Origin of the sequence: Nonomuraea diastatica (assembly GCF_004349015.1) — a bacterium.
Taxonomy (GTDB): domain Bacteria; phylum Actinomycetota; class Actinomycetes; order Streptosporangiales; family Streptosporangiaceae; genus Nonomuraea; species Nonomuraea diastatica.
On sequence record NZ_SMKP01000136.1, the window covers coordinates 16,457 to 28,742 of the forward strand.

Below are 12,286 nucleotides of genomic sequence, written 5' to 3' on the forward strand. Positions count from 1 at the left end.
GTCAGCTCCCCTCTTCGACGATCTTCTTCAGCTGGGTCATGGCGGTCATCGCGTTCGGCCAGCCGGCGTAGAAGGCCAGGTGGGTGATCGCGTGCTTCAGCTTCTCGGCACTCAGTCCGTTGTCCATCGCCGTCTTCAGATGGAAGGGCAGCTCGTTGCCCCGGTACAGGGCGACCAGCGCCGCCACCGTCACCAGGCTCCGGTCCCGCCGTGACAGGCCCTCATCCGGCCACACCTGCCCGAACAGCACGTCATCGGTCAGCCGCACCAGCTTGGCTTCGGAGCGAAATCCCCGAACATGGCCTGCGCACCCGACGGCTTGTCGTCCGACATCGGCATCTCCCTTTTCTCGCCTTTCTTTCCGAAAAAGGGCCGGATGGTCTGCGGCCGGGAACAAAATGACCTCCTCCCTGGCGTTCCTTTGCCCTGCCGCTCCCGCAAGCACGGCACCCGTATGACAACACCCAGGAAACCGGCTGCATCTCGCGCGCGGGAGGTCGCGTTTATCGGGGGGACAACCTCTACCCCCTTCCATCGCCGGCCGCTGCCTACAGTGGGGAAGGTGGACAACCGAGACGACATCCGCGACTTCCTGATCAGCAGGCGCGCCCGCATCACCCCGCAGCAGGCCGGGCTCGCCCCCGGCGGGCGGCGCCGGGTGCCGGGGCTACGCCGCGAGGAGGTCGCCGTCCTGGCCGGGGTGAGCACCGACTGGTACACCCGTCTCGAGAAGGCTCACATCAGCGGCGTCTCCGAAGACGTCCTGAACGCCGTCGCCCGCGCCTTGCAGCTCGACGACGCCGAACGCGCCCACCTGTTCGACCTGGCCCGCGCCGCAGGCGCGGGGCACCGCCCCCGCCGCCCCGCCCGCAGGGTCCGGGCCGGGCTGCAGCGGATGCTGGACGCCATGACCGACGCCCCGGCCATCATCCGCAACGGCCGGATGGACATCGTGGCCGCCAACCGTCTCGGCCGAGCCATGTACTGGCCGGTCTTTCAGACCTCGCACCCCGGCCAGGGGCCGGCCCGCACCCGGCCGGCCAACATCGCGCGCTTTCAGTTCCTCGACCCGGCCGGGCCGGACTTCTTCCCCGAGTGGGACACCGCCGCCGACATCACCGCCGGCGACATGGGACGCCCAGGCACGACAGACCCCTTGCCCGTATCAGCAGAGAGGCTGAGCCCCATGCCGCGACTGGTCCGACACGTGCCGTTGACCATGCGTGATGGTGTGCGTCTCGATTCCAACGTCTACCTCCCGGATGAGGACTCCTCTGATCTCTGGCCGGTCATCGTGGCGTCCAACCCGTACTCCAAAGACGCATGGTTCGGGCCACGAGCCACACCACAGATCGAGAGGTTCACCGCGGCCGGGTACGCCGTCGCAGTGGTCGACTTTCGCGGGACCGGTTCTTCGGAGGGGGTCAAGTCCGACGCGTTCGAAAGGGTCGAGCAGGACGACATCTACGACATCATCGAACTGCTCGCTGATCAGCCATGGTGCACCGGGCAGGTGGCCGTGTGGGGCCTGTCATACGGTGGCATCACGGCGCTGCGGGCGGCGACCAGCGGAGCTCCGTCGCTGCGCGCGGTGGCGTCGATCGAGGGATCGACAGACCCTTACACCGGCGAAGTAGTACGCAAAGGTGCCCTCGGACTGGCCATGATCATTGGTGAGTGGTCGACGATGATGCTGGCCTTGGTCGCCCTGCCCCCCACAGCCCCCTGGCTCCGTCCTTCGGCGTTCACCGCACGCCTACGGGCGTCGAAACCGTGGCACGACGCGTGGGCCGGACATCCGCACCGCGACCACTACTGGCAGGGGCGAGAGTCCGACCCGGCCGCCATCGACGTGCCCACCCTCATCATCACCGGCTGGCGGGACACCAACATCTCGGGCGCGTGGCGCGACTTCGAGGCTATCAGGGCACCGCGCCGCATCATCTGCGGGCCATGGCTGCACGGCATGCCGGAAGGGCAGGAACAGGCGCCGGTCGACTCGGTGGCCCTGACCATCGACTGGCTCGACGAACATGTGCGCGGCATACCACCCCAGGCCCCCCAGACGCCGACGGTATCCACCTACATCATGGGCGCCGAGCGATGGGAGTTCGCCGAACGCTTCCCTGCCGTGCCCTCCGTCGATCGCGCCCTCCACCTCACCCAGGACGCGCTGAGCGCCGGACCGCCGGCGGCGCCGGGCCGCGTGCCGGTGACCTTCGACGCAACGACCGGAGTCGCCGCAGGTCTAGGCATGGCAGCGGCCCCGCATGATCAGACACGCGATGTGGCCCGATCCGCGGCGTTCACCTCCGACGTGCTCGACTCACCCCTCGACATCGCCGGAGCACCGCGCATCAGCCTCTCCTTGGCCGTCGCCCACCTCGATGTCGACATCGTCGCCAAGCTCAACGACCTCGCGCCAAACGGCCACACAACGTTGATCACCCGCGGCTTCCAGCGCCTGTCCAACCCGCCGCCCTACACCGGGACGCCAGAACCACCGGACACATCTGATACGGGCCATCACATCGAGCTGGGCTTCGACCCCATCCGCTACCAGCTGAAGTCCGGACACCGCCTTCAGCTGACACTCAGCGCGGCAGACTTCCCCGAGTACTGGCCTCAGCTCTCCGCCGCCGGCTACGACGTGCTCGTCGGTTCCGAAAGCAACAGCATCCTGCGTCTGCCGACGGTGCCCGCTCCCCGCGAGATGACAGCCCCCTTCGAACTACCTGCGCCTCCTCGCGCAACGGAAGACCGCCGGATGACCGACCGGCAGATGACCGTGACCATCGAGGAGAACACGGACGACACCGAAGTCGTCGTCCGTGGCGGCTGGCAGTCAAAGGGCCGCACCGTGGAAGACGAACCCATCGAACTCATCCACACATACGAGATCTCCACCCGCGCTCACCATCCCGCAGCCACACGCCTGACCACGCAGACCGACATCACCGTAGGCACGACCGGTGAAGTGCGGACCGTACACGCGGCCTGCTCCCTAAACCCGCACGGTTCGAACTCCGCACTGCGGGTCATCGGCAACGACATTGACGAGGACCGGAGATGGCATACCCCATGGCAGGCATGATTGACGTGGTCAATCCTGAAGCCGGTCACGCGCGCTATCGCTGAGCACGAGAGGGGATCCTGTGCGGCGGCTCATGGGCAGTGCCGTTTCAGGCCGCCTCCGTTTCCTCCTCAAGATCGAGGAGGACCTCCATGCCGTCCAGCGGCGCGTTCAGGTCGTAGATGTAGTCGCCGAAGCGGCGTACGTTGTCCTCCTGGTAGGGCGACATGATGGCCACGTCGGCGCGATGCACCGTCTCGCCCTCGCTGCGCAGCTGGTTGAGCACCAGCGACATGTCCAGTGTGGTCTGGTACATGACCAGGTCGGCGACCAGGATGTTGAACTTGATCGCTTTCTCCTGTTCCTCCGGTTCGTTCTCGGTGATCACCCCGTTGTTGCCGAACCCGATCCACTTGGAAAAGTTGTTGTAGGACTCGACCATGTTGGTGGCCCGGGTAATGTTCTCCCGCAGCGTGGCGTCGGAGACGTACCGAAGCAGCACCATGGTGCGGATCACGCGGCCCAGCTCGCGGAAGGCGCGGTAGATCTTGTTGCGTTTGGAGTCGTGCCGCAGCCGCCGCAGCAGCGTGATCGACGACAGCTCGCCTTCGCGGATGGAGATGGCCACCTTCATCAGGTCCTGCCAGTTATGACTGGGGCATGTGGCAGGTCACGGTCAAGGACCAGGGTTCTCGATCAGATGCCAGTTGATCGGTTCGCCGAACAGCGCGTCGATATGCCGGTAGCGGACGCCGGGCTCGGGCCGGTGGAAGGTCAGGTCCCGGAAGTTGCGGATGCGCGGCAGCAGCTCGAACCCGAACAGATGCGCCAACCCGAAGACCGGGAATGACTGGCCTTGCGTGTCGGCGTGGATCTCCTTGGGGGCCGCCTCGCTCTCCTGCTCCAGCAGCCCTTCGATGATGTAGACGGCCTCCCATACCCCGCACGGGACGAATCTGGAAAACAGCGCGATGTAGTTGTCAGCGATGTGGTGGTAGGCGATGCCGCCGTAGCCGCCGTAGCGGATGTGGAACTCGGCGATCAGGTTGTCCACGTAGATGTCGTACTTGGTGCCGTCGGCGGCCACCGCGTTGCCCTCCCCCCACACCTTGGGCAGGTCCAGGCGCAGGTAGGCGTTGACCACGTCGGCGATCGCCTTGTTCAGGCTGGTCAGCGTGACGTGCTTGCGCACGGTGTAGGACAGCTCGTGGGCGCTGATGCGGCCGCCCAGGTGCCGGGCGGCCTGGGCGGCGCCGAGGTTGCAGCCGTAGGCGAAGGCGACCAGCAGGTAGCGCTCCAGCGGGTCGGCCAGCTTGGCCTCCGATCCCGACAGTGGCCCGAAGTGCCGGAACCAGCGCAGGTGCCGGGTGGTCCGGGTCAGGATCTCCAGCAGGGAGCGTTCTGGCAGCCGGTCTTTGACGGCCGTGGCCAGCTTGAGCGCCTCGGCGCTGTGCCCGGCGGACTTGCGGGCCTTGAGCGAGGGCCGGCCCTGCTCGTCGATGAGCAGGTCGGCGTTGTCCGGGTAGCCCGCGTCCACGGCCGCGGCCACGTTCTTCATGCGGGTCTTCAACTGCGCCACGAAGAGGCTGTCGTGGGCAGGCCCACCTCGGCGCAGTAGGTGGCCAGGTGCGGCTGGCAGTCCTGCCAGCTCAGCAGCTGGGACTGCCAGTTGGCGTAGGCTTCGGAGCCGACCGCCGCCACATCGCCGCGCACCAGTTCGTCCGCCAGGCAGGAGAAGACGCAGATTTCGAAGTGCCGGCGCACCAGCTTGCCGGGGCGCCGCTTGTCGGCGATCACCTTCTGCCAGGCCTCCGGCGCGAAGGAGACGTCCACGTGCTTGCGCACCGTCACTGTGGAGACCTCGCCGGTCGTCTCATCGACGGCCTCCTCCTCGGCGGTGTATTCGTCGCCGATGAACTCGCTGGTGCGGGTGGCGTTGGCGCGCACGAACTCCAGCGCCTCCAGCAGCCTGCGGTCCGCGCTGGCCGGTTCCAGCACCAGCACGCCGGCCAGGCGCAGCAGCAGCCCGCGGTGTGAGCGGTAGAAGCGGTCCAGCAGCGGCAGGTAGTTGTCGCCGTGGAAGGCGGCCAGCGCCTCGTGCTCGGCCACCAGGCCGGTCAGGCCGCCGTTGGTCTCGATCGTCTCCAGCACCGCCCGGCCGGTCTCGTGCCGGCGCCGCACCGCCGTCCATGGGTTCGGCGCGTTCCGGGCCGCCAGGTCGACCTCCTTGGCCGCGCTCAGCAGGTCGCCGGGCACCGCCAGCATCCGCTCGTTGCGCTGACGCTGCTCGGCGCGAATGGTCTCCAGCAGTTCGCGGGCCTTGTTGTGCAAGGTGTTCATCCGCTTGCACAACATGGTCACCAGGTCATCACGGGCCCTCACCCGCGCCTGGTGCAGCAGGCACGCCTCCAGCACGATCCGCTTGACCTCGCCGTAATCGCGCATCTCGGCGGCGTCCAGCGCCCGCGCCTCGGCCGCGAAATGCGCGATCTTGGAGGCGGGCACCCCCTTGAGCCACGCGTCGCTGGCCCCCGCCATGCCATCCAGCCAGGCCAGATGGTCCAGCTGCAGGCGCAGCTTGGTCACCGTGGCTCGCGGCGCGCTCTTCTTCGCCCGGTCATGGCCACTGCGGCCGGTGGCGGGATCCACCTCCAGCATCGCCAGCAGGCGCGCGTGGTCATCGAAGCTCATCCGGCCGTAGGCCAGGGTGAAGATGGCGCCGTTGACCTCCGCGCGCACCTGAGAGACCAGGTCATCCAGGGTGGAGAACGCCGGGAACTCGCAGCTGTTCATGGCCAGATCCTCCAGCGCCACGTTGATCAGATCAGCCGGGTGGTCCTTCGTTTTGGCCGCCCGCCGGATCGCCTGCTCGGCCAGTTTGCGCGCAGCGGCCTGATCGCCGTCCAGCCCCAGCCGGGACCGCACCAGCGCCTTGTGGTTGCGTCCCGTCCGCTCGGCCACGTCCGTCATGCCGACCTGCTCCGGCAGGCCCGGCTCGTTCCGTACGTGCTCGATCACCTGGGCCGGGATCTCGGCCAGCCGCGGGAACCGTCCCAGCCGCTGACAGCACTTCAGCCACACCATCAGCGACGGCCGGGTCTCGTCGCTGTCGGTCATCTCCCGCGCCCAGTCCATCTCCGCCAGGCTCGGTGAGTACGCCGCGCGCAGTTCGCGCTCGGAGATGGTCCGCTTGAACCGCGGGTAGGCAGTCTTGTCGATCGAGGCCATCGGGCACAGCCTTTCCCAGCAGCCCCGATCACCACAGAATAGGTCACACTGTAGCCGATCGAACACAGTGAGCGAGGCGGAATGCGGAATCCAGAGTCGGCCTCCTCTACGTCCCGACAAGCAATTTCCGAGATTACGCACCATCCGTCACGGAAGTCGGCGCCGGGTACCGAATGCCCTCAACCCGGACCCGCGGCAGGCACGCCCTGACGTTCTCAAGATCGACTCATGGCCGGTTTTACCCGTATCTCGGCTGGACCCGTATTCCGGTGGCACCCCAGATGGGAGGGAAAGATCTATGCAGCGCCGCCAGGATCTCCTGGCGGCCGGCCGAGCGAGTCGATCCAGCGTTCCAGCCGGTCGCCTTCGCGGGTCATTAGCTCGGGGTTGCGGAAGGTGTTGGTGAGCAGCGAGATCCCCTGGTAGGCGGCGATCAGGGCGACCGCGAGGTCGCGGGAGTCGCTTCGGCCCATCGAACGGAACTGCTGCTCGGTCCAGTCGATCAGGCCCTGCATGACCTTGGCCACGGTGCGGTCGAGACCATCGGCGCGTTTGTCGAGCTCCGAGGCCAGGGTTCCGGTGGGGCAGCCGTACTGGGCGGCGAGGTCGCGTTGCTGCACCCAGCCGCCGATGAGCGTCTTCAGCCGGTCCTGCGGAGTGGGGAGCTCGTCGAGTGAAGCGATCATTGCCTGCAGGCCCTGCGCGTGCGCGCCGATGGCCGCCTCGACGAGGTCGTCCTTGGTCTTGAAGTAGTAGTAGATGTTGCCCACGGGGACGTCGGCCGCCCGTGCGATATCGGCGAGCGTTGTCTTCTCCACGCCCTGCTCATGCAGCATCCGCACTGCGGCGGCCATCAGCCGCTCCCGTTTGCCCCGCTTCGTGGCGACCGGGGCCCGATCGCTCGTCTTCAAGTCGGTCACCTAACTAACCATAGACAGCAACGGGTTCGGCTGGCTATGGTTGCACTTCAGTTAGTCAACTAACTCAGCCGAGAGAAAGCTCCCGGCATGACTGACCACAATCGATGGGAAAGTTCATGATCGTAGTAACGGGAGCCACCGGCAACGTTGGCCGACCGCTCGTGCAGGCACTCGCGGCAGCCGGCGAGCAGGTGACGGCGGTGTCCCGAGGAGTCTCGGGCGTGGCGGTGCCGGAGGGTGTCCAGTACCGCCAGGTGGACCTGGCCGCCCCTGAGAGCCTTCGGCCCGTTTTCGACGGCGCTGACGCGGTGTTCCTCCACGACGGCGGTGCCGGCGAGCACCTGCTGAGCCCCCAGGGCATCCTCGACGTCGCGAAAGCCGGTGGCGTTCGACGGGCCGTCCTGCTGTCCTCCCAGGGAGTCGCAACCCGACCGCAGTCGTCCTCCCATGGGCAAATGGGACGGTCCATCGAGGACGTCATCCGGCAGTCGGGCATGGACTGGACGATCCTGCGGCCCGGTGGCTTCGCCTCCAACGCCTTCGCGTGGGCCGAGACGATCCGCACGGGGCGCACGGCCGCCGCACCATTCGGGGATACCGGGCTGCCGTGGATCGACCCGGCCGACATCGGCGAGGTTGCCGCAGCAGCCCTGCGCGAGGACGGTCACGCCGGGCAGGTCTACGAGTTGACCGGGCCCGCCCTCAGCACGCCCCGGCAACGAGCAGAGGCTATCGGCGACGCGATCGGCGAGCCGATCCGGTTCATCGAGCAGACCCGCGACGAGGCCCGCGCACAGATGCTGCAGTTCATGCCCGAGCCCGTGGTCGAGACCACCCTCGACATCATCGGCAACCCCACCCCCGCTGAGCAGCGAATCAGCCCCGACGTCGAACAGGTCCTCGGCCGCACGCCCCGCACGTTCGCCGAATGGGCGATCCGCAACATCGCCGCCTTCAGATGACCCACCCGGGGTGACGTTCCGCCCGTTTCCGCGCCCGTACCCGGCACCAGTGCAGGCGCGAAACGGTCATCGCGTCCTCGGACGACACACCGCGAAGCAGCGTTCCTCCAACGCAGACAAAGCCCCCAGCTCAGATGGGTGCGGCTCCCTCTGAGGGGGTGGTTGAGCTGGGCGGTTGGGTCTGGGCTGTTTGAACGGCTGGTCGTTGTCTACCGTGTGAGCAGGAGCGCGAGGCGGTGGTGGCGATGAGCTCGTTGCTGGAGGAGTTGGTGCGGCGGGAGAGCGCGGCCCGTCGGCGGGTGGAACAGCTTCGCGAGCAGATCGCCGAGTTGAGCCAGCGGTTGGAGACCGAGGAGGACCGGTTATCGCGGCTGGTCATTAGCCGGGAGACAGTGGAGGAGGTCCTGGACGAGGTCGTCCAGTCGGTTGAGCGGCCACCGGACGATGCTGGAGCTGTCTCCGTTGACGCGGCGGTGGACGGCCACCCGGCCCCGTTGGGGGTGGTGACAGTGCCGCGGTGGCGGACGGGCATGAAGGTGTCGGTATTGCCGCAGGCGTACCAGGACGCGGTGGAGATCTTGCTCGATGCTGGTGGGGCGATGCGGGCCGGGCAGATTGCTGTGGCGATGGGTATGCCTGACCAGGCGGCCAAACGGGAAGGACTGCGGTCCAAGCTCAAGCGGCTGGTGGAACGTGGTTGGTTGAGCGAGGACGGGCCGGGACTGTTCGCGGTGGCCGAGCGGGTGGCCCGCCAGGTGGCCGGGCCGACGCGGGGAGAGAGGGCGGATGGGGAGGGCATCGGGTCGTCACCGGCCGGGTAATGGTGACGGGGCTCTTCCGCCGTCAGGTTCGAGGGTGCCAACCTGCCCGAACCCACGAAAGAAGAGCCCGTGGTGGAACCGTACGACACAGCTACACCAGCTGACTGCTTTGTGGCCGCGAAGAAGACGTTTGACTGTCTGATCGGACAGCTCGCTGATCCTGTGAGCGGGACGCTACCGCATGATCGGCTGGAGGAGATGCTCCACGAGCAAGGGCGTGAGCTGCTGCGACAGCTGTTACAGGCCCACCTGGACCTACGGGCGCTGCGCGAGAAGCAGTCGGTCCTGGCCGCCCGCCGCGACGGCGCAGGGGTGGCCGGCGCGGACGGCGTGGTGCGCCGATGCGTCGAGACCGGCCATCATCGGCTGCTGGCAACCGTTTTCGGGACGGTGACCGTGCGCCGATGCGCCTGGCGGACCCCGGGCCTCCGCAACGCCTATCCAGCTGATGCCGCATTATCGTTGCCGAGCGGGCGGCACTCACACGGGCTGGCCCGTCTGGCCGGCACCAAGATGGTGCGCGGCTCGTTCGATGCCGCCAAAGCCGCCATCGAGGCCCGGTGCGGCCCCATGATCGGCAAACGGCAACTCGAGCAGCTGGTGCGCTCGGCCGCTGTCGATATCGACGCCTTCTACCAGCAGAAGATCCCAATCCCGTGCACCGCCTCCACGCTGCTGGTGCTCAGCCTGGACGGCAAAGGCATCGTGATGCGCCCGGAAGCGTTGCGGCCGGCCACCGCCAAGGCAGCCGCCCGAGCCATCCCGACCTTCCGCACCCGCCTAGCCTCGGGGGAAAAGCCCTGCCGCAAGCGGATGGCCACCCTTGGCGTGGTCTACGACGCCGAGCCCGCGCCACGACGCCCGCACGATGTGATCGCCCCTCCCGGCGGACGCCACGGGCAGCGGCCGCCTCGAGCCGGGCCTCACGCCAGCGGCAAATGGTTGTGCGGCTCGGTGATCGCCAACTCCGACGAGGTGATCGCCCAGGTGTTCGACCACGCCGAGGCGCGCGACCCCAGCCACGCTCGGACCTGGGTGGTGCTGGTCGACGGCGCTCGTCACCAGCTCGACCAGATCCGCGCCGAGGCCACCCGCCGGAACGTGACGATCGATATCGTCATCGACTTCGTGCACGTTCTGGAGAAGTTGTGGGCTGGGGCCTGGAATCTGCACCGTCCCGGCGACCCTGCCGCTGAAGACTGGGTCGCCACTCAGGCCCTGGCCCTGCTCGCTGGGCACACCGACCAGGTCGTCACCGCCCTGGACACCCAGGCTGCCGCACTGCCTGCGCGCCGCCGGGGCGAGATCGACGCCTGCATCCGCTACCTGGCCGGCCATACTATGTTCCTGCGCTACGACCAGGCCCTCACGAAGGGGTGGCCGATCGCCACCGGCGTGATCGAGGGCGCCTGCCGCCACCTGATCGGTGATCGCCTGGACATCACCGGTGCTCGCTGGGGCCTGGCCGGAGCCGAAGCCATCCTGAAACTCCGCGCCCTGATCGCCAATGGTGATCTCGCTGCCTATTGGCGCTATCACCTCGCCCGGGAGCACCAACGCGTCCACCATGCCCGCTACCGGGAGGAGCACGACCTCACCGCTTGATCACCCTCATGAACTGCAGGAGCTGTCAAGCTGTCCCTGTTTTCATTCTCGCCGGCGCAGCAGTGCCATAGCGATGGCGACCTGGGTAGGTTCGAGCGTGGCCTTGCCGTCTTCGATATCCCACAGTGCGTTCTGCAGCACGCGGCCGAGACTCCAGCCGACTGCCCGCTTCCGGTCGAGACCGAGGACCTCGGTCAGCAGGTCAAAGCGGCGCAGCACCGCGCGAGCCACATCACCGGTGGCCTCCACCTCCTCCCACCGGTTGTCCAGTGTCGGCAGCAACTCAAACCCCGGATCGCCGGCCAGCGGTTCAGGGTCGATGGCCAGCCAGGGTTCCCGTTCCCCGGCCAGGACGTTGTCGTAGTGCAGATCCCAATGCAACAGGCGATCGCCAGGCTCGCCGACCAACTCGGCCACGGCGGACGCGCAGGTGCGCACCAGCCGCTGCTCGCCAGGGTCGCGCAGTGCCGACACGGCCTGCGGGACCTGCTCGAGCATGGCCGCAGTGATGTCAGACAACCGTCGCAGATCCCTTGGGGCAGGAACCGAGGTCAAGCGGGCCATCAGCTCGGCCAGGATCTGCATGGCCGCATCATCGTCGGCCACCGAGGATAGCGGCCGGGCCGCATCCAGGCGTTCCAGCAACTGCGTGCCGCTTTGCTCGTCATAGTCGAGCAGGCGCACAATGCCGCCGCCTTGCCATGCCCGCAGCCCGGAGGCGGTGCCGGCGGTCTCCTCCCGGAGCTGCTGAAGCTTGAGGACGGCGGGTGTCCCGTCGGACTGAAGTACGGGCAGGACCAGCGAAGCCATGCCGTACGCGGCCGGGCCGTCTGGCCGCAGCCGCCAGCGGTCCAGGAACTCGCCGCCGAGGCGAGGCAAATCGGCGAGCCAAGCGCGCGCCTCGGCACCGTTCGCGCCATAAGACGCGGCGAACAGGTCGGGAACGTCGATGGAGGTCGATGTGTTCATGAAAGGCATCTCCTTCGTGGGTCCAGGGTCGATCTGCGACGAACGAAGGAGGTAACGGAGGCGCCCGATTACCGGGCAGGCATCAAAGCATGCACCTACCTTACCCGGACGCGATCACATCTGATCGTTGATGACCCCGGCCAACTACTCCCTCAGGAGGAACTGCACCCATCCCCGCCTGCAGGACTGGCTCGCTGTCCGGCTCGAACAGGACTACCCGGCACTGGCCGCTCCGCAGCTCGGCGCCGGCGCCGCCGCCGCGCTGGCCGAAGGCGGCCACATCCTGCCGGTCCTGGACGAACTGGACGAAATCTTCGCCCCCGCGCGCGCCCAGGTGATCGCCGCGCTCAACGCCTCGCTGACCGCCCGCGACCAGCTCATCCTCACCAGCCGCCGCGCCGAGTTCACCGCCGCCGTCCACGACGCCGGCCGCCCGCTGACCGCAGCGGCGGTCATCGTCCCCAAACCCCTCACCCCGCAGGCCGCAGCAGACTACCTGACCGCCTGCCTCCCCTCATCCCCGACCGAGGCCTGGACCCACACCCTGGCCGCACTGCGATCCCGCGCCGTCCCCGGCCTGACCCGGCTCGCCGCAACCCCGCTGGGCCTGTGGCTGATCCGCACCGTCTATGTCGCTTCCGGGGCCGACCCCGCCCCCTGACCGGCCCTCTCGGTGCCGACGCCGACGCGCTGCGCACTCACCTGCTG

General features: G+C 67.8%; 9 protein-coding genes and 1 pseudogene. 5 read left to right on the top strand and 5 right to left on the bottom strand.

Translation table 11 applies throughout. From position 1 onward, the window contains the following. Position 1 precedes the first annotated feature (1 nt). Entirely contained in the window at positions 2-268 is a 267-nt protein-coding gene (locus E1294_RS36140) for a carboxymuconolactone decarboxylase family protein (protein ID WP_220448120.1), read from the bottom strand. Between the two features lie 30 nt (positions 269-298). Here E1294_RS36140 and E1294_RS36145 point away from each other — a divergent pair, with 30 nt between their 5' ends. After that, positions 299-3,094 (top strand): CocE/NonD family hydrolase, encoded by a 2,796-nt coding sequence (locus tag E1294_RS36145; protein ID WP_220448121.1) that lies wholly within the window; start codon positions 299-301, stop codon positions 3,092-3,094. 88 nt (positions 3,095-3,182) lie between these two features. On the opposite strand, the pseudogene E1294_RS58385 reads toward E1294_RS36145, so the two are convergent. The 3 genes and pseudogenes from E1294_RS58385 to E1294_RS36165 form a co-directional block, all read right to left on the bottom strand. After that, positions 3,183-4,631: pseudogene (locus E1294_RS58385) on the bottom strand (transposase). An 8-nt stretch (positions 4,632-4,639) separates the two neighbouring features. Continuing rightward, positions 4,640-6,301, bottom strand: a complete 1,662-nt coding sequence (locus E1294_RS36160) for a DUF4158 domain-containing protein (RefSeq protein ID WP_165977650.1) — start codon at positions 6,299-6,301, stop codon at positions 4,640-4,642. Between the two features lie 296 nt (positions 6,302-6,597). Further along, positions 6,598-7,221 carry a TetR/AcrR family transcriptional regulator gene (locus E1294_RS36165; RefSeq protein WP_246083543.1) on the bottom strand — a complete coding sequence of 208 codons (624 nt, stop codon included), beginning with the start codon at positions 7,219-7,221 and terminating at the stop codon, positions 6,598-6,600. Between the two features lie 116 nt (positions 7,222-7,337). Between E1294_RS36165 and E1294_RS36170 the strand changes: the two genes are divergently transcribed. From E1294_RS36170 to E1294_RS36180, 3 genes are all read left to right on the top strand, one after another. Then, positions 7,338-8,183, top strand: a complete 846-nt coding sequence (locus E1294_RS36170) for an NAD(P)H-binding protein (RefSeq protein ID WP_132515475.1) — start codon at positions 7,338-7,340, stop codon at positions 8,181-8,183. A 245-nt stretch (positions 8,184-8,428) separates the two neighbouring features. Beyond that, on the top strand, positions 8,429-9,004 hold the full coding sequence (locus E1294_RS36175; RefSeq protein WP_181958612.1) for a hypothetical protein: 576 nt from the start codon (positions 8,429-8,431) through the stop codon (positions 9,002-9,004). Between the two features lie 72 nt (positions 9,005-9,076). Further along, complete coding sequence (locus tag E1294_RS36180; RefSeq protein WP_132515480.1) at positions 9,077-10,609, top strand: ISKra4 family transposase; 1,533 nt, start codon at positions 9,077-9,079, stop codon at positions 10,607-10,609. A 42-nt stretch (positions 10,610-10,651) separates the two neighbouring features. Here E1294_RS36180 and E1294_RS36185 read toward each other — a convergent pair whose 3' ends face one another. Then, positions 10,652-11,578 (bottom strand): aminoglycoside phosphotransferase family protein, encoded by a 927-nt coding sequence (locus tag E1294_RS36185; RefSeq protein ID WP_132515476.1) that lies wholly within the window; start codon positions 11,576-11,578, stop codon positions 10,652-10,654. Positions 11,579-11,705: 127 nt separating this feature from the next. Between E1294_RS36185 and E1294_RS36190 the strand changes: the two genes are divergently transcribed. Then, on the top strand, positions 11,706-12,239 hold the full coding sequence (locus tag E1294_RS36190) for a hypothetical protein (RefSeq protein ID WP_132515477.1): 534 nt from the start codon (positions 11,706-11,708) through the stop codon (positions 12,237-12,239). Positions 12,240-12,286 lie beyond the last annotated feature (47 nt).